The 18,408-nt window shown below is 64.8% G+C and carries 14 protein-coding genes and 2 tRNA genes; 14 read left to right on the plus strand and 2 right to left on the minus strand.

The features are described from left to right. Positions 1-103: 103 nt before the first annotated feature. The gene (locus tag AC1Q7F_RS24410; RefSeq protein ID WP_416575147.1) at positions 104-442 is read right to left on the minus strand and encodes a P-II family nitrogen regulator; all 339 of its coding nucleotides are present in this window, start codon (positions 440-442) and stop codon (positions 104-106) included. Positions 443-780: 338 nt separating this feature from the next. Between AC1Q7F_RS24410 and AC1Q7F_RS24415 the strand changes: the two genes are divergently transcribed. From AC1Q7F_RS24415 to clpX, 8 genes are all read left to right on the plus strand, one after another. After that, positions 781-856 (plus strand) — tRNA-His (locus AC1Q7F_RS24415). A 217-nt stretch (positions 857-1,073) separates the two neighbouring features. Continuing rightward, positions 1,074-2,552 carry an NAD(P)H-hydrate dehydratase gene (locus tag AC1Q7F_RS24420; RefSeq protein ID WP_492511143.1) on the plus strand — a complete coding sequence of 493 codons (1,479 nt, stop codon included), beginning with the start codon at positions 1,074-1,076 and terminating at the stop codon, positions 2,550-2,552. A 354-nt stretch (positions 2,553-2,906) separates the two neighbouring features. Continuing rightward, entirely contained in the window at positions 2,907-3,176 is a 270-nt protein-coding gene (locus AC1Q7F_RS24425; protein ID WP_492511144.1) for a hypothetical protein, read from the plus strand. Positions 3,177-3,290: 114 nt separating this feature from the next. After that, positions 3,291-5,648, plus strand: a complete 2,358-nt coding sequence (locus AC1Q7F_RS24430) for a thiamine pyrophosphate-binding protein (RefSeq protein WP_492511145.1) — start codon at positions 3,291-3,293, stop codon at positions 5,646-5,648. Between the two features lie 101 nt (positions 5,649-5,749). After that, a tRNA-Leu gene (locus AC1Q7F_RS24435) sits at positions 5,750-5,833 on the plus strand. Between the two features lie 130 nt (positions 5,834-5,963). Next, positions 5,964-7,304 (plus strand): trigger factor, encoded by a 1,341-nt coding sequence (gene tig / locus AC1Q7F_RS24440; RefSeq protein ID WP_492511146.1) that lies wholly within the window; start codon positions 5,964-5,966, stop codon positions 7,302-7,304. 125 nt (positions 7,305-7,429) lie between these two features. Further along, complete coding sequence (gene clpP / locus AC1Q7F_RS24445) at positions 7,430-8,053, plus strand: ATP-dependent Clp endopeptidase proteolytic subunit ClpP (protein WP_492511147.1); 624 nt, start codon at positions 7,430-7,432, stop codon at positions 8,051-8,053. A gap of 246 nt (positions 8,054-8,299) precedes the next feature. Then, on the plus strand, positions 8,300-9,565 hold the full coding sequence (clpX, locus tag AC1Q7F_RS24450; protein WP_492511148.1) for an ATP-dependent Clp protease ATP-binding subunit ClpX: 1,266 nt from the start codon (positions 8,300-8,302) through the stop codon (positions 9,563-9,565). Positions 9,566-9,648: 83 nt separating this feature from the next. Here the strand turns inward: clpX and AC1Q7F_RS24455 are convergent, their stop codons facing one another. After that, the gene (locus AC1Q7F_RS24455; RefSeq protein WP_492511149.1) at positions 9,649-10,239 is read right to left on the minus strand and encodes a TetR/AcrR family transcriptional regulator; all 591 of its coding nucleotides are present in this window, start codon (positions 10,237-10,239) and stop codon (positions 9,649-9,651) included. A 291-nt stretch (positions 10,240-10,530) separates the two neighbouring features. Between AC1Q7F_RS24455 and AC1Q7F_RS24460 the strand changes: the two genes are divergently transcribed. The 6 genes from AC1Q7F_RS24460 to AC1Q7F_RS24485 all read left to right on the plus strand — a co-directional run bounded on the left by AC1Q7F_RS24460 (position 10,531) and on the right by AC1Q7F_RS24485 (position 18,254). Continuing rightward, positions 10,531-11,703 carry an isovaleryl-CoA dehydrogenase gene (locus AC1Q7F_RS24460; RefSeq protein ID WP_492511150.1) on the plus strand — a complete coding sequence of 391 codons (1,173 nt, stop codon included), beginning with the start codon at positions 10,531-10,533 and terminating at the stop codon, positions 11,701-11,703. Between the two features lie 155 nt (positions 11,704-11,858). Beyond that, complete coding sequence (locus AC1Q7F_RS24465; protein WP_492511151.1) at positions 11,859-13,466, plus strand: carboxyl transferase domain-containing protein; 1,608 nt, start codon at positions 11,859-11,861, stop codon at positions 13,464-13,466. A gap of 15 nt (positions 13,467-13,481) precedes the next feature. Next, a complete protein-coding gene (locus AC1Q7F_RS24470; RefSeq protein ID WP_492511152.1) occupies positions 13,482-14,261 on the plus strand; it encodes an enoyl-CoA hydratase/isomerase family protein in 780 nt (259 codons plus the stop codon). Further along, on the plus strand, positions 14,258-16,228 hold the full coding sequence (locus AC1Q7F_RS24475) for an acetyl/propionyl/methylcrotonyl-CoA carboxylase subunit alpha (RefSeq protein ID WP_492511153.1): 1,971 nt from the start codon (positions 14,258-14,260) through the stop codon (positions 16,226-16,228). Before AC1Q7F_RS24470 ends, AC1Q7F_RS24475 begins: the two co-directional genes overlap by 4 nt. 421 nt (positions 16,229-16,649) lie before the next feature. Further along, the gene (locus tag AC1Q7F_RS24480) at positions 16,650-17,324 is read left to right on the plus strand and encodes a substrate-binding periplasmic protein (protein WP_492511154.1); all 675 of its coding nucleotides are present in this window, start codon (positions 16,650-16,652) and stop codon (positions 17,322-17,324) included. 36 nt (positions 17,325-17,360) lie between these two features. Beyond that, on the plus strand, positions 17,361-18,254 hold the full coding sequence (locus AC1Q7F_RS24485) for a hydroxymethylglutaryl-CoA lyase (protein ID WP_492511155.1): 894 nt from the start codon (positions 17,361-17,363) through the stop codon (positions 18,252-18,254). Positions 18,255-18,408: the final 154 nt, after the last annotated feature.

Here is an 18,408-nt window from a genome sequence, read left to right on the forward strand (position 1 = left end):
GGACGCCGGTGCTGGCGTTACTCCATCCCCGGTCCCTTTGAAAGAAAATTCTTAACCCTCTCGCCGGGCGGCACCGGTTGTTGCGGCGATACCCGGAAAAGCGTCAGATGGCGTCGGGACCACGCTCGCCGGTGCGGATGCGGATCACCTCCTCCACCGGGGTCACGAAGATCTTGCCGTCGCCGATGCGGCCCGTATGGGCGGCCTGCTGGATGGCCTCGACGGCGCGCTCCACCAGACTATCATCCATGACGACCTCGATCTTCACCTTGGGCAGGAAGTCGACGACATATTCCGCCCCCCGGTAGAGTTCGGTATGGCCCTTCTGGCGGCCGAAGCCCTTGGCTTCGGTCACGGTGATGCCCTTGATCCCCACTTCGTGGAGGGCTTCCTTCACCTCATCCAGCTTGAAGGGCTTGATGATCGCTTCAATCTTCTTCATCGCGTCCCGCAGCTCCAAATTTCGGCGCCGGCCCGGCTGACACCAGCCTGACCGACGCGGCCTCTTTATAAGCATGCCCCATGCCAGTCGCACCTGCCATGGGATCACGGGCATTTGATTATGTTTTTTCCGAAAAATGATCAACAAACAGGCAATTAACTGTTCATATTTTAAGCCTTAGGCCAAAAAACTGCGCATTAACCATGCGAAGCGCCCCTGTTGGGGCATTTGTCTGCTTCATAATATGGCGTGCGCAAAGCGGGTGGGTGACCCTGCATTTTTTCTGTATCGAATGCTTGACGTCCGGAAACGTCTGGGGCATACAGCGGCTCCCGGCGGCGGTGGTAGCTCAGTTGGTAGAGCTCTCGGTTGTGGTCCGAGTGGTCGCGGGTTCGAGTCCCGTCCATCGCCCCATTCTCCTCCTTTGTGGGGAGTGAAACAAGGTCGCCTCCGGGCGACCTTTTTCGTTTCCGGACCCTGGCGTCCCTGGCGCACAATGCCTTCCGCAGAATCCAGAGCGGTTTCAGGGTGCCGGAAACCGCTCCGGCGGCGACTGCCGCCGCGGCGCACGTGCGCCGTGAAGCCAAGCCCACGGATGTGGGCGCCGGCGCCTGAGGAACGGGGAAACCGCATGGCCACGGAAATCCTGACCGTCAGCCAGATGTACGCGGCCGACCGTGCCGCCATGGCTGCGGGCATATCCGGCCCGGCCCTGATGGAACGCGCCGGCATGGCGGTGGCGCGCGAAGCCATCGCCCTGTGCGCCGGCCGGCCCATGCCGGTCTCCATCCTCTGTGGGCCCGGCAATAATGGCGGCGATGGATTCGTGGCGGCCCGGCATCTGGCGGCCGCCGGCTGGCCCGTACGCCTGGGCCTGCTGGGGGATGCGGCATGTTTGCAGGGTGATGCCGCCTGGGCGGCGGGTACGTGGAATGGTCCGGTCGAGTTGGCAACTCCCGCCCTGTTCGACGGTGCCGTTCTGATCATCGATGCGCTGTTCGGCGCCGGTCTGAACCGGCCGCTGGACGGTCAGGCGCTGAAACTGGTGCAGGCCATGGGCGCGCCAGGGGGGCTGCGGCGTGCCCGCATCCTGGCCGTGGATGTGCCCAGCGGCGTGTCGGGCGATGATGGCGCGGTCCTGGGCGGCGCGCCCATGGCCGATGTCACGGTCAGCTTCTTCCGGCCCAAGCCCGCACATTATCTATATCCGGCCAGAAGCCATCGCGGCCGGCTGGTCATTGCCGATATCGGCATCCCCGATGCGGTGCTGGGCCCCCTCGCGCCCACGCTCGCCGCCAACACTCCTGCTCTCTGGCGCCCCATCTTCCCCCGTCCCGTCGCCACGGGCCATAAATATGGTCGCGGCCATGCCCTGATTCTGGGCGGTTCCACCATGACCGGTGCCGCAAGGCTGGCGGCACGGGCGGCCTTGCGGTTGGGCGCCGGGCTGGTGACCCTGGCATGCGCGCCGGCGGCGCAGCTGGTCTACAGCCTGTCCATGCCCAGCCTGATCGTGCAGCCCCTGGAGGGGGAAGGGGCCTTTGCCCGCCTGCTGACCGACCCGCGCCGCAACGCGGTGCTGCTGGGCCCCGGCGCCGGTCCCGGTCCGCTGCTGCGCGATGCCACCCTGGCCGCCCTGGGTGCGGGCCGCACCGGTGTGCTGGATGCCGATATCTTCACGACATTCGCCGGTGATCTGGCCGCATTACGCCGGGCCGGGCTGGATGACCGCTGGGTCCTGACCCCGCATGAGGGCGAATTCACCCGCCTGTTCGGTGATCTGCCGGGATCGCGCCTGGAAAGGGCGCGCCGCGCCGCCGCTGAGTCGGGGGCCATCCTGCTGCTGAAAGGGCCCGATACGATCATCGCCCATCCCGATGGCCGTGCCCGCATCAACCATGACGCCCCACCCGACCTGGCCACCGCTGGCAGCGGCGATGTGCTGGCCGGCCTGATCCTGGCCCTGCTGGCCCAGGGCATGGATGCCTTTGATGCCGCCAGCGCCGGGGCCTGGCTGCATGGCGCGGCCGGCCGCCATTGCGGCCGCGGCCTGATCGCGGAGGATCTGGCGGAAGCGATCCCCGCTGTTCTTCGTGAAGATGATTTATGAATAACAGATGCTTATAACTATATTCTCATGCATTGCATAAGAATTGAAACTACCACTTCCGGGCAGTGCCACCCCCTTCGTTTCGTTCCGGAAACCAAAGGTGACGGCGTTTCAGGCACAGGTGTAGCCAGAAAGATGTCCTAATAAGCGCAATGTGTCCTGGCCCGCTTCCATTGATTTGCCTAAAATCCCGGATAATTGCTGGGAAGATAATCGCAATATTTCATTACACATCATTGCGCAGGCCGGTTGAATGCATTAACTTCTGCCCATTCAACAGGCGGTACCACTTTTGGGAAACGGGCTGTCCGATCTGTCAGGGCCCGGTACGAACCGAAATGGGGGGGCGTTGCGATGAGCGTGTCGTTGTTCAAGCGTTCCAAACCGGTCGCCGAACCTGTACCCGGCGCCGTCTATCAGCGGACCATCTTCAACACGGTGGAAACAGCCCGCGTGCTGTGCATCACCCAGGAAGGTTTTCCGCTTCCCCATGTGCGCTATCTGGCGCGCAATGATGTGGTGGACGGGCCCGACCCGCACGGCCTGCGTCGTGACAAGGGCGCTGTTCGCACCCTGTCGGTCGACAGTTTCACGCGCCTGTTCGGCAATCCGTGCGCGGGCTGATCGTTTCACCTGATACGAATTTGCTGGTATAAGGCGGCGGGGCCTTCCGCTGCCGCCTTCTGTTACCGGTCTGGCGGCGGACAGCCATTCTCCTGGCCATCCGGAACGCTCATCATGCCCGACATCCGCCCCGTTCCCCCGCGCACCGCCAGTGATGACCGTCGTCTGGCGCATCTGCGCGCCCTGGAACGCAAGGCGCTGTGGCTCAGCACTTGGATGATCCACAATGCCAATCATCTGCGCCCCTCGCGCGATGGGCTGAAGGTCGGCGGGCATCAGGCATCCAGCGCCTCCATGGTCAGCCTGATGACGGCCCTGTTCTTCGACGTGCTGCGCCCGCAGGACCGGGTGGCGGTGAAACCGCATGCCAGCCCGGTTTTCCACGCCATCCAGTATCTGATGGGCCGTCAGACCCAGGCCAAGATGCAGGATTTCCGCGCCTTCGGCGGTGCCCAATCCTATCCGTCACGTACCAAGGACACCGACGACGTGGATTTCTCCACCGGTTCCGTGGGCCTAGGCGTGGCCGTCACCGCCTTTGCCAGCATGGTCCAGGACTATGTGCGCCTGAAGGGCCTGTCGGATCAGCCGGAAGGCCGCATGGTGGCCCTGGTCGGCGATGCCGAGATGGATGAGGGCAATGTGTTCGAGGCCATGCTGGAAGGTTGGAAGCATGACCTGCGCAATGCCTGGTGGATCATCGATTACAACCGCCAGAGCCTGGACAGCATCGTCTCCGACAAGCTGTGGGAACCGATCACCGGCATGTTCCGCTCGCTCGACTGGAATGTGGTGATCATGAAATATGGCCGTCTGCTGCAGGCGGCATTTCTGGAACCGGGCGGCGATGCGCTGCGCCATTGGATCGACACCTGCCCCAACCAGCTCTACGCCGCGCTGTGCTTCAAGGGTGGGGCGGCGTGGCGCGACGCGCTGACCCGCGACCTGGGCACCACCGGCGGCATCCGTTCCCTGCTGGACAGCCATGACGATGCCATGCTGGCCCGGCTGATGACCAATCTGGCCGGCCATTGCCTGCCCACCATCCTCGACATTTTCCACCATGCCGCCAACGGCCCCGACAGCGAACGCCCGGCCTGCTTCGTGGCCTATACGGTGAAGGGCATGGGATTGCCCTTCCAGGGGCACAAGGATAATCATTCCGGCCTGATGAACCTGGACCAGATGGCCGCCTTCAAGGCACAATGCGGCATCGCGGACGGCCAGGAATGGGAGCCGTTTGCCGGCCTGGATGTCGATATCGACGATCTGAAGCGCTTCCTGGCCGAAGAGGTGCCCTTCACATCCACCCCGACCCGCCGCCTGTCGGCCGCGACCATACCGGTTCCGGAACGTCTTGACGTTGCGATCTCGGAACGGATGAGCACGCAGGAGGGATTCGGCAAGATCCTGGCCGATCTGGCCAAGGGCGACACCGACCTGGCCGCGCGCATCGTCACCACCAGCCCCGACGTCACCGTCTCCACCAACCTGGGGGCCTGGGTCAACCGGCGCGGCCTGTTCGACCGGCATGAACGCCACGACATCTTCAAGGAGCAGAAGGTGGTGTCGGCGCAGCGCTGGCAGGGCGATCCGCAGGGCCAGCATATCGAACTGGGCATCGCCGAACATAATCTGTTCCTGATGCTGTCCGCCCTGGGCCTGTCGCACGACCTGTTCGGCGCCCGCCTGCTGCCGGTGGGCACGCTCTATGATCCGTTCGTGATGCGCGGTCTGGATGCGTTCAACTACGCGCTCTATCAGGATGCCCGCTTCATGCTGGTGGCCACGCCGTCGGGCGTTACCCTGGCACCCGAAGGTGGCGCGCACCAGTCCATCGCCACGCCGCTGATCGGCATGGGCCTGCCCAAACTCTCCAGCTTCGAGCCGGCCTATGTGGATGAGCTGGCCGCCATCATGCGCTGGGGCTTTGACCATATGCAGAAGCCCGATGGCGGCAGCCTCTATCTGCGTCTCTCCACCCGCACCCTGGAGCAGCCGGCCCGCCCCCTGGATGCCGGCGCCGTCATCGATGGCGGCTATTGGCGGCATCCTCCGGCACCCGACACCGACCTCGCCATCCTCTATATGGGCGCCCTGGCGCCGGAGGCCCTGGAAGCGCACCGACAACTGCTGGAGGATGTGCCGGGCTGCGGCCTGCTGGCGGTGACCTCGGCCGACCGGCTCTACCAGGGCTGGATGGCGGCGCGGCGTGCCCGCCAGGCGGGGCAGGGGACTCAGGCCCCGGTGGAGCGGCTGCTGTCCGCCTTGCCGCCATCGGCACGCCTGGTAACCCTGACCGATGGCCATCCGGCGGGCCTTTCCTGGCTGGGCGGGGTGCGCGGGCACAAGGTGGCGGCCCTGGGGGTGGAGAGCTTCGGCCAGTCCGCCGACCTGCCCGACCTCTACCGCGCCTTGCACCTGGATGCCGACGCCGTGATCGACGCGGCGGCAAGGGTGCTGCTGGAGTAGCGTGCAAAGGCACCATCCCCCCAGATTCCGCGCTTGGCGCGCCCCAATTCGCTTGCTATACGGGTCGCTCCCACGGGCGGACCCTCAGGTTTGCCCGGCGGGCGGGCGTGGCGGAATGGTAGACGCGCTGGATTTAGGTTCCAGTGTCGAAAGACGTGGGGGTTCAAGTCCCTTCGCCCGCACCATGTTTTGAGTGTTGAGTTTTAACCCGCAACCCACCGCGGCCGCCGGTTTCCGGCCCACCCGCGGGAGCTTCGGTACCCTGAATGGCAGAAGGGACTGGGGCGAACAGACAGAAGACAGGCATTTCGTCCCATGCAGATCACCGAGACCAGCGCTGAAGGCCTTCGTCGCGACTTCAAGGTCACCATCACGGCCCAGGACATCGAATCGCGGGTGCAGACCCAGCTGATCGAAGTCGGCAAGACCCTGAAGATCCCGGGCTTCCGTCCCGGCAAGGTCCCGATGCCGATCCTGAAGCAGCGCTATGGCCAGTCGGTCATGGGCGAGGTGCTGGAAGCCGCCGTCAATGACGGCGCCCAGAAGGCCGTGTCCGACAACAACCTGCGCCCGGCGCTGCAGCCCAAGATCGAAGTGCTGAAGTTCGATCCGGGCCAGGACCTGGAATTCGCCGTGCAGGTCGAGTTGCTGCCCGAGATCGAACCGGCCGACCTGTCCGCCGTGGAAATCGACAAGCCCGTCGCCACCGTGGCCGATGATGACGTGAGCGAGAGCCTGGGCCGTCTGGCCAAGGGTCGCCGCACGACGGAGAAGGTCGAGGATGACCGCGCCGCCGCCCTGGGCGACATCCTGCTGATCGATTTCGACGGTTCCGTCGATGGCGAGAAGCGCCCCGGCATGAAGGGTGAGGATCATGAGCTGGAGCTGGGCTCCGGCTCCTTCATCCCCGGCTTTGAGGAGCAGCTGGTCGGTGCGAAGGCCGGCAGCGACATCACCGTTACCGTCACCTTCCCGGAAGCCTACCACGCCGCCGAGCTGGCCGGTAAGGAAGCCGTGTTCGAGGTGAAGGTCAAGGAGCTGCGGTCGGCCAAGGACGCCGAGCTGAACGACGATCTGGCCAAGAGCTTCGGCTTCGACGATCTCGACGCCCTGAAGGCCGCCATCAAGGAGCGGACGCAGGGCGAATACGGCACGACCTCGCGCCTGCGCGCCAAGCGCGCCCTGCTGGACAAGCTGGCCGAGCTGCACAGCTTCGAGGTTCCGGCCGGCATGGTCGAGATCGAGTTCGAGCAGATCTGGAAGCGTCTGCAGGAAGAGCTGGCCAAGGGCGGTGCCGACGCTGAGGACGAGGGCAAGAACGAGGAAGAGCTGAAGACCGAATACCGGGACATTGCTGTCCGGCGCGTGCGTCTTGGCTTGCTCCTTTCCGAAATCGGTCGCCGTAACAATATCACTGTGACGCGCGAGGAGCTGAATCAGGCCATGTTTGACGAGGTTCGTCGCTATCCGGGCCAGGAGCAGCAGGTTTTCGAGTTCTTCAAGAAGAACCCGCAGGCCGTCGAAAGCCTGCGTGCACCGATTTACGAGGATAAGGTTGTCGACTTCATCCTCGGAACCGTTAAGGTGAACGAGGTTGCCGTGTCGGTTGAAGAACTGATGCGCGATCCGGACGAGGATGAGGTTGCGGCCGCCTGAAAGTGGGATCGGTTGGAACGGCCACGTTTCAACCGTGAATCTCACGGGTGAATGAGGCCGTAAGTTCGAGTACCGCGGGGACCAATCCTGGCCCCGCGGCCGCAGTGTGGAGCGAAGCAGGGATCATGATCGAACCGCAGATGAACGCGCTGGTTCCCATGGTGGTCGAGCAGACCAACCGCGGAGAGCGGGCATACGACATCTACTCCCGCCTGCTGAAGGAGCGGATCATCTTTCTGGTGGGCGGCGTCAATGACGCCGTGGCCAGCCTGGTCTGCGCCCAGCTTCTGTTCCTGGAGGCGGAGAATCCGACCAAGGAAATCTCCTTCTACATCAACTCGCCGGGCGGTTATGTGACGGCCGGGTTGGCGATCTATGACACGATGCAATATGTCCGCTGCCCCGTGGCGACCATCTGCATGGGTCAGGCGTCGTCCATGGGCGCCCTGCTGCTGGCCGGTGGCGCCAAGGGCAAGCGCTTCTCGCTGCCCAACAGCCGAATCATGATCCACCAGCCCTCGGGCGGTGCCCAGGGGCAGGCGGCGGATATCGAAATTCAGGCCCAGGAAATCCTGCGCCTGCGTGAGAATCTCAACGAGATTTTCGTGAAGCACACGGGCCAGAGCCTGGATGTCATTGAAAAGGCTGTGGAACGCGACAAGTTCATGAGCCCGGAGGAGGCCAAGACCTTCGGGATCATCGACGAGGTGATCGCTGGCCGTCCGGGTGGTCTCACCCAGGTGGCGTAAAGCGGAAGCGGTGGCGAACAAGTATATATTGATCCCGCCGCTTTTCGTGTTGTTGAATAGGTGTAGAGAGGGCGTCCATTGTCAGCCCTGGGGTTCCACCATCCGCCACCACGGATGGCTTGAGCGAACCGGAGAAGGCAAGGGCGCCCCCAAGAGGCAGGCATCCCGCAAGGGGTGCCGGGGCGTATCGGTCGGGGGCCAGCCGGGCCACCTTCCATGCGCCATCCGGTGATGTACGGAGCGCAAATGACCAAGTCGACCGGCGGCGACAGCAAGAATACCCTCTACTGCTCTTTCTGCGGGAAGAGCCAGCACGAGGTGCGCAAGCTCATTGCCGGCCCCACCGTGTTCATCTGCGATGAATGCGTCGAGCTGTGCATGGACATCATCCGCGAGGAAAACAAGACCACGCTGGTGAAGTCCCGCGACGGTGTGCCGTCCCCGCGCGATATCAGCACGGTGCTGGATGATTATGTGATCGGTCAGGAACATGCCAAGCGCGTGCTGTCCGTGGCCGTCCATAACCATTACAAGCGCCTGGCCCATGGGGCGAAGCACAATGACGTGGAACTGGCCAAGTCCAACATCCTGTTGGTCGGGCCAACCGGTTCGGGCAAGACGCTGCTGGCCCAGACCCTGGCCCGCATCATCGATGTGCCCTTCACCATGGCCGACGCCACCACGCTGACCGAGGCCGGTTACGTGGGTGAGGATGTGGAGAACATCATCCTCAAGCTGCTGCAATCCGCCGATTACAATGTCGAGCGGGCGCAGCGCGGCATCGTCTATATCGACGAGGTCGACAAGATCTCCCGCAAGTCCGACAACCCGTCCATCACCCGCGACGTGTCGGGCGAGGGCGTGCAGCAGGCCCTGCTGAAGATCATGGAAGGCACCGTGGCTTCCGTGCCGCCGCAGGGCGGGCGCAAGCATCCCCAGCAGGAATTCCTGCAGGTGGACACGACCAACATCCTGTTCATCTGCGGCGGCGCCTTTGCCGGCCTGGAAAAGATCATCGCCGCGCGCGGCAAGGGCACGTCCATCGGCTTCGGCGCCGATGTCCGCGGCCCGGACGAGCGTCGGATGGGCGACGTGCTGCGTGAGGTGGAGCCTGAGGATCTGCTGAAATTCGGCCTGATCCCCGAATTTGTCGGCCGTCTGCCGGTGCTGGCCACCCTGCACGACCTGGACGAGGCGGCGCTGATCGAGATCCTGTCCAAGCCCAAGAACGCCCTGGTCAAGCAGTATCAGCGCCTGTTCGAGATGGAGGATGTGAAGCTCACCGTGCATGAGGAGGCTTTGCGCTCCATCGCCAAGAAGGCGATCGAGCGCAAGACCGGTGCCCGCGGCCTGCGTTCCATCATGGAGACCATCCTGCTGGACCCGATGTACGACCTGCCCGGCCTGCAGGGCGTGGAGGAGATCGTGGTCAACAAGGAAGTGGTGGAGGGCCGCGCCAAGCCGCTCTACATCTATTCCGAACGCGCCAGCCAGGCGGCACCGGGCGCGTAAGCAGCCGGTTGCGATCTGTTTATTGCTGAAAGGGCGGCTCCGAAAGGGGCCGCCCTTTTTCTTGTCCGTCGGGAATCGGCCCCCTATGCCACGATGCCGCGCAAGATCAAATCCCGGTGCAGCACAACCAGCTGTTCGGCCGACTTGCGACCCGATGGCTGGTACCAGTTGCAGATGCCGGTCAGCATGGACAGGATGGCATAGGCGGCGATGGTCGGCTCATCCACGCGCAGGGTGCCGTCCTCGCGCCCCCGGCGCAGAATGTCGATCAGCGTTCCCTCATACCGCTTGCGCAGGCCCACGATCACGCCGTGATTACCCGCTTCCAGGCTACGCAACTCCGAATTGGCAATGAACACCTGCTCGCGCCGGGTGATATGATAGCCGACATGGAAGGCGATGAAGGCTTCCAGCTGCGCCAGCGGCGGGGCCTCTGCCGGCACCGCCTGCTCCACCTCCGCCAGCAGAATGGTCATATGGTCATGGACCAGGTCGAACAGGATGTCCTGCTTGTTGCGGACATGGTTGTAGAGCGATCCCGGCTGGATGCCCACCGCGTCGGCCAGCTGGCGCAGCGTAATGGCCTCATACCCTTTGCGATAGATCAGGGACAGGGCGGCCTTGCGGATCGCCTCCATGGTTTTCGGTCCATGGCTGCCGGCGGTACGGGCCATCAAGGGCCTCTCTTCATTGACAGAATCATCTCCCGCGCAAACTGCGGTGTGCAATGGTCTGCCGTCAACCGGAATCCGCGCATGCGCCTTGCGGAAAGACCCGCAGGATTCCTTGTTGAAATAGCCATTAAAAAAACGTATGACCGTTTCTATAAAGACCATTGGCGGGGGGCTTTCCTCATGCCAGTGGAGGCCGGCGACCGCCGGCCCGGCGCCCATGCGCCGTCAAGCCCAAGCCGCCGGATGGCGGCGCCCGGCGCGTGAGGAAACCAACGTAAGGAGGAAGCGTCCATGCTGCGCAACAGCCTGCCATTGTTCGATTTCGGTCTTGGTGAGACGGCGGACGCGTTGCGCGATGCCGTGGCCGCGTTTTCCGCCGATGAGATCGCACCGCGTGCGGCGGAGATCGACCGTACCGACCAGTTCCCCATGGATCTGTGGAAGAAGATGGGCGACCTGGGCGTGCTGGGCGTGACCGTCGATGAGGAATATGGCGGCGCCGGCATGGGCTATGTGGAGCATATGGTGGCGATGGAGGAAATCTCCCGCGCCTCGGCTTCCGTCGGCCTGTCCTATGGCGCGCATTCCAACCTCTGCGTCAACCAGATCCGCCTGAACGGCAATGACGACCAGAAGCGCCGGTTCCTGCCCAAGCTGGTCAGCGGCACCTTCGTCGGCGCCCTGGCGATGAGCGAGCCGGGGGCCGGCTCCGACGTGGTGTCGATGAAGCTGCGCGCCGACAGACGAGGCGACCGCTACGTCCTGAACGGCACAAAGATGTGGATCACCAACGGGCCGGATGCCGATGTGCTGGTGGTCTATGCCAAGACCGACCTGGACGCCGGCCCCCGCGGCATCACCGCCTTCCTGGTAGAGAAGGGGTTCAAGGGCTTCTCCGTGGCCCAGAAGCTGGACAAGCTGGGCATGCGCGGCAGCCACACCGGCGAACTGGTGTTCGAGGATTGCGAGATCCCGGCGGAAAACGTCCTGGGCCGCGTCAATGGCGGCGTCGGCGTGCTGATGTCCGGCCTGGATTATGAACGCGCCGTGCTGGCCGCCGGCCCGCTGGGCATCATGCAGGCCTGCATGGATGTGGTCGTGCCCTATATCCATGAGCGCAAGCAGTTCGGCCAGTCGATCGGTGAGTTCCAGCTGATCCAGGGCAAGGTGGCCGACATGTATGTCGCACTCAACGCCTGCCGCGCCTATGTCTATGCCGTCGGCCGGGCGGCCGATGCCAAGCGCATCACCCGCAAGGATGCCGCCGGCGCCATCCTGCTGGCGGCGGAAAAGGCCACACAGCTGGCGCTGGATGCCATCCAGATTTTGGGCGGCAACGGCTATATCAACGAATATCCGACCGGCCGCCTGCTGCGCGACGCCAAGCTCTATGAGATCGGTGCCGGCACCAGCGAAATCCGCCGCATGCTGATCGGGCGGGAGCTGTTCAAGGAAACGGCGTGAGCGCTGCAGGTTCCGACTTCTTATACCGTCACCCCGGCGAAGGCCGGGGCCCAGTTCACAAGCACTGAGCCCTACGATACTGGGCCCCGGCCTTCGCCGGGGTGACGGTAGTGTAAGCGGCGAACGGTGTGGTTCCCCTTGAAGGGAGTGGTTCTATGCCCGTCCTTCCCACCCAAATCGACCCGCGCAGCCCGGCCTTCGCCGAGAATGCCGCGTCCATGCAGGCACAGGTCGCCGATCTGCGCGCCACCGTGGGGCGCATCGCGCTGGGCGGTGGCGAGAAAGCCATGGCCAAGCATCTGGCGCGTGGCAAGCTCAGCCCCCGCGACCGGGTGCGCACCCTGCTGGACCCCGGCACGCCCTTCCTGGAATTCAGCCAGTTGGCGGCGCATGAGGTCTATAGCGACGATGTGCCGGCCGCCGGCATCATCACCGGCATCGGCCGCGTCAATGGTCAGGAATGCGTGGTGGTGGCCAATGATGCCACGGTCAAGGGCGGCACCTATTATCCGCTGACCGTGAAGAAGCATCTGCGGGCCCAGGACATCGCGCGGGAGAACAACCTGCCCTGTGTCTATCTGGTCGATAGCGGCGGGGCCAACCTGCCCAACCAGGACGAGGTGTTCCCCGACCGCGACCATTTCGGCCGCATCTTCTATAATCAGGCCACGCTGTCGGCCAATGGCGTGCCGCAGATCGCCGTCGTCATGGGCTCCTGCACGGCGGGCGGCGCCTATGTGCCCGCCATGGCGGATGAAAGCATCATCGTCCAGAACCAGGGCACCATCTTCCTGGGCGGCCCGCCGCTGGTGAAGGCGGCGACGGGGGAGGTGGTGTCGGCGGAGGATCTGGGCGGCGGCGACGTGCATACCCGCATCTCCGGCGTGGCCGACCATCTGGCCGTTGATGACGGCCATGCCCTGGGCATCGCGCGGCGCATCGTCGGCAACCTGAACCGGGTGAAGGCCCCGGAGGTCGATATCAAGCCGGTGCGCGACCCGCTCTACAGCGCCGACGACATTTACGGCATCATCCCCACCGACACGCGCAAGCCCTATGATGTGCGCGAGATCATCGCCCGCATCGTGGACGGGTCGGAACTGGACGAGTTCAAGGCGAACTATGGCACGACCCTGGTCTGCGGCTTCGCGCGCCTGTGGGGCATGCCGGTGGGCATCATCGCCAATAACGGCATCCTGTTCAGCGAAAGTGCCGTCAAGGGCGCGCATTTCATCGAACTGTGCTGCCAGCGCAAGATCCCGCTCTTGTTCCTGCAGAACATCACCGGCTTCATGGTGGGTCGCAAGTACGAGAATGCCGGCATCGCCAAGGACGGGGCCAAGCTGGTGACCGCCGTGGCCTGCGCCAATGTGCCCAAGATCACCCTGATCATCGGCGGCAGCTTCGGGGCCGGCAATTACGGCATGTGCGGCCGCGCCTACAGCCCCCGCTTCCTCTATATGTGGCCCAACGCCCGCATCTCCGTGATGGGCGGGGAGCAGGCGGCCACCGTGCTGGCCACGGTCCGCCGCGATGGGATGGAGGCCGCCGGCAAGAGCTGGAGTGCGGAAGAAGAGGCCGCGTTCAAGGCGCCGATCCGCGAGCAGTATGAGAAACAGGGCCACCCCTATTACGCCTCGGCCCGCCTCTGGGATGATGGCGTCATCGATCCGGCGGATACGCGTTCCGTGCTGGGCCTGTCGCTGTCGGCAGCGCTGAACGCGCCGATCCCGGCGGCGAAGTTCGGCGTGTTCCGGATGTGATGGGGGAAGGCAACGATGAACGAGATCCTGACTGAGATCGACGGGCGCGGGGTGGCGACCGTCACCCTGAACCGCCCGGAAATCCACAATGCCTTCAATGACACGGTCATCGCCGGGCTGACCGCCATCTTCCACGACCTGGGTACCAACCCGGCCGTGCGCGTCGTCGTGCTGCGCGGGGCAGGCAAGAGCTTTTCCGCCGGTGGCGACCTGAACTGGATGCGCCGCATGGCCGGCTACAGCCGGGAGGAGAACCTGACCGATGCTATCGGTCTGGCCACCATGCTGCGCACCCTGAACGAGTGCCCCAAGCCCACCATCGCCGTGATCCATGGTCATTGCTTTGCCGGGGCGGTGGGACTGGTCGCGGCTTGCGATATCGCAATCGCCGCCGATCCGGTGCAGTTCGCCCTGACCGAGGTGCGGCTGGGGCTGATCCCGGCGACCATCGGCCCCTATGTGGTGGCCGCCATGGGGGCGCGGGCCTGCCGCCGTTATTTCCTGACCGCCGAGCGGTTCGGGGTGGCCGAGGCGCACCGGCTGGGGCTGGTGCATGAGGTGGTGGGGCTGGACGGGCTTGACGATGCCGTCGAGCGGCATATCGAACAGCTTCTGGCCGGCGGTCCGCTGGCCCAGGCGGCGTCCAAGGATTTGATCCGCGCCGTGGACCGTCCGCTGGACGATGCCATGCTGGCCGACACCGCATCGCGCATCGCCGATGCACGCTCGGGTGATGAGGGCCGCGAGGGCCTGTCCGCCTTCTTCGACAAGCGCAAGCCGGGATGGGTTAAATGAGCCGTATTTCCAAGGTCCTCATCGCCAATCGCGGCGAAATCGCCGCCCGCGTCATGCGCACCGCCCGCCGGATGGGGCTGGGCACTGTCGCCGTTTATTCGGATGCCGACGCAAATGCCCTGCATGTGGCCAGCGCTGACCAGGCCGTGCATATCGGCCCGGCCCCGGCGCGGGAAAGCTATCTGCTGGCCGACCGTATCATCCAGGCAGCCAAGGCCACGGGGGCGGATGCCATCCATCCAGGCTATGGCTTCCTGTCGGAAAACGCCGCCTTTGCCGATGCGGTGGCTGCCGGCGGGCTGATCTTCATCGGCCCGCCGGCATCGGCCATCCGCGCCATGGGTGGCAAGTCGGAAGCCAAGGCCCTGATGGAAACGGCCGGCGTGCCGCTGGTGCCGGGGTATCATGGCGAGGACCAGGACGACACGCTGCTGGCCAATGAGGCGGCGCGCATCGGCTTCCCGGTGCTGATCAAGGCGTCGGCCGGGGGCGGCGGCAAGGGCATGAAGGTCGCCAATTCGGCCGATGAGTTCCCCGCCGCCCTGGCATCGGCCAAGCGGGAGGCCAAGGCCAGCTTCGGTGATGACCGGGTGCTGATCGAAAAATACCTGGCCCGCCCGCGCCATGTGGAAATCCAGGTCTTCGCCGACAGCCACGGTAACTGCGTCTATCTGTTCGAACGCGACTGTTCCATCCAGCGCCGCCACCAAAAGGTGGTGGAGGAGGCGCCCGCCCCCGGCATGGACCCCGCGGTGCGCGTCCGCATGGGTGAGGCGGCGGTGGCCGCCGCCAAGGCCATCGGTTATGTCGGCGCCGGCACGGTGGAATTCCTGTTGGATACGGATGGCTCCTTCTATTTCATGGAGATGAACACCCGCCTGCAGGTGGAACATCCGGTAACGGAGAAGATCACCGGCCAGGACCTTGTCGAATGGCAGCTGCTTGTGGCGTCTGGCGAACCCCTGCCGCTGACCCAGGAACAGCTGACCATCAACGGTCACGCTATCGAGGTGCGGTTGTACGCAGAGGACCCGGCCAAGGGTTTCCTGCCGCAGACCGGCACCCTGGCGCATCTGCACTTTCCCGAACAGGGCGAGCATGTCCGCGTCGATACCGGTGTGCGCACGGGCGATGCCATTTCCATCTTCTATGACCCGATGATCGCCAAGCTGATCGTCTGGGACAAGGACCGTCCCAGCGCCGTGCGCCGCCTGGAAAAGGCCCTGGCGGAAACGGAAATCGCCGGCTTGAACGCCAATGTCCCCTTCCTGTCGGCGGTGGCGGCCCATCCGGGCTTCCTGGCCGCCGATCTGGATACCCGCTTCATTGAGCGGTATGAGGCGGACCTGCTGCCGGCCGCCGCCCCGCCGTCGGCGCAAACACTGGCCCTGTTCAGCCTGGGCCTGACCCTGTCGCGGCGGTCGGGGGGGAATGATCCCTGGGACGCGGTGGGCGGCCTGCTGCTGAACCTGCCGGCGGTGGACAGCGTCGAATGGCGCGAGCCGGGGGAGGAGGGCGCCAGCCACATGGTGGATGTCACCTGGGTCCGGGGCGGCTTCACCATCGGCGGTCTGGCGGTCTCGGGCCAGCTTGCCACTGACGGCACAATGTCGGCCAGCCTGGACGGGCTGCGGGTCATGGCGCGCTGGGTGCGCTGGGGCGACCATGTCACCCTGTTCCATGCCGGCGGCACCCACACGCTGGTGCTGGTGGACCCGCATGCCGGCACCCATGGCGACCATGGCGGTCATGGCAAGCTGACGGCCCCCATGCCGGGCAAGGTCATCGCCCTGCTGGTGGAGGAGGGGGCGTCCGTGACCAAGGGCCAGCCGGTGATCGTGCTGGAGGCCATGAAGATGGAACATACCCTGAAGGCCCCGTCCGACGGCAAGGTCACCCATCTGCGTTTCCAGGTGGGCGAACAGGTCAGCGAAGGTGTGGAACTGGTGGGGTTCGAGCCGGCGTGAGGGGGGTGTAATTCCTCCCTCCGTCATCCCGGCGGAGGCCCATAAGCGCTAACTTCAGCGATTTGTATTGCCGTAGAAGCCCCTTCTACCGTCACCCCGGCCTTCGCCGGGGTGACGGTAGTGAGGACGGAACTGGTCCGCTCAATCATTTAAGTTAGCGCCTATGGGCCTCCGCCGGGATGACGAACATGGAGAAACGCGGATGACCAAAACGGAAGACATGCAGACTTGCATGAAAAATTCATCCGAGCCCCCGTTCAACTTCGTTTCCCTGCCGGCAAAAGCGGGTTAAGCTTGATGTCGAAGTCGGGAACGGTGAGGAACCGCCATGTTCTCTCGCAGGACAATCCTGAGAGGACTGACCGCCGCAGCGACGCCACTTGTATGGCGTTCAGCGGGTGCCCGGCCTGCAACCTTCCGCATGGTCTATTTCGGCGATTTCGCCCCCTTCTCGCAGGTCGATGCGGCGGGCAAGGTGCGCGGCATGTTCGTGGATGCCACGGAAAACCTGCTGCACGACAAGCTGGGGCAGCCGGTGGAACATCAGGCCTTCCCCTGGGCCCGCGCCCAGGCCATGGTCCGGGGTGGGGAGGCGGATGGTTTCCTGACCGTGCCCACGCCGGAACGGCTGTCCTATGCGCTGGCCAGCGCGCTGCCGGTCTATTCGTTTCCCATGTGCATTATCGCCTCGCCGGACAATCCCCGGCTGGAGGCGCTGCGCCGCGTGCGCAGCCTGGAGGATTTGCGGCCGTTCCGCGTCGGGCACTATATCGGGTCGGGCTGGGCCGACGTGAATTTGCGGCCGCTGGGGCTGGATATCCAATGGGCGCCCGACCTGACCGGGGCCATGCGGCTGGTGGCCAATGGCCGGGTCGATGCACTGGTCGACAATGCCGTCTCCATGCGCCTGCGCCTGACCGCCCCGGAATTCCACGGCAAGCTGGTGGAACTGCCCAATGCCCTGGCGCAGCAGCCTTATCATTTCTGCATCGGCCGGGAGTCCGCCTTCGCGGATCTGATGCCGCAGTTGGACATGGCTCTGGCCAAGCGGCCGGCGGGTCCGGGCAATCCCTTGCCCTCGGCCAAGGCCTCCTGACCCTTTCTCCCTTTGTCATCCATCGGACCTGAGATCATGCACGACATCCGCCTTGTCGAGGTGGGCCCGCGCGACGGGCTGCAGAATGAAAAGACCCTGGTGCCGCTGGCCACCAAGGTGGAACTGGTCAACCGGCTGTCGACCACCGGCCTGGCCATTGTCGAGGCTGCCGCCTTCGTCAGCCCGAAATGGGTGCCGCAGATGGCCGACAGCGCCGATGTCATGCGCGCCATCACCCGCCGCCAAGGCGTCACCTATCCCGTGCTGGTGCCCAACGAAAAGGGGCTGGAGGCGGCCCTGGCCGTGGGCGTGACGGAGGTGGCGGTGTTCGGCGCCGCGTCGGAGGCGTTCAGCCAGAAGAACATCAATTGCAGCGTCGCCGAGAGCCTGGAGCGCTTCCGTCCCGTCATCGACAGGGCCAAACTGGCCGGGGTGAAGGTGCGCGGCTATGTCTCCTGCGTGCTGGGCTGTCCCTATGAGGGGGCGATCGATCCAGCCAAGGTGGCGGATGTGGCCGCCCGCCTGATGGCCATGGGCTGTTATGAGGTCAGCCTGGGCGACACGATCGGCATCGGCAATCCGCGCGCCGCCCGCGCCATGCTGAAACGCGTGGCGGAGGATGTGCCCATGGGCCGCATCGCCCTGCATTTCCACGATACCTATGGCCAGGCCCTGGCCAATATCCTGGCCTGCATCGAACTGGGGGCGCGGGTGTTCGACGGGGCCGTGGCCGGCCTGGGCGGCTGCCCCTATGCCAAGGGGGCGTCGGGCAATGTCGCGACAGAGGATGTGCTGTACATGCTGAACGGCATGGGCCTGTCCACCGGCGTCGACCTGGACGCGCTGGCCGCCATCGGCGACTGGATCAGCGGCGAGTTGCACCGGCCCAATGGCAGCAAGGTGGGCCGGGCGCTGGCGGGGCGCGGGTAGCCACTACTTCGGCTTTCTGTCTCTTTTCGCCTTCCCGGCGAAGGCCGGGACCCAGGGCCAGGCGCCCAACCTATCAGCAGTATTGATTGACGCTGCGTAGAGGTTTGATCTTGTGGTCCCTGGGTCCCGGCCTTCGCCGGGAAGGCAAAAAAGA

This window comes from Niveispirillum sp. GW835-FHT14G11 (genome assembly GCF_058793615.1).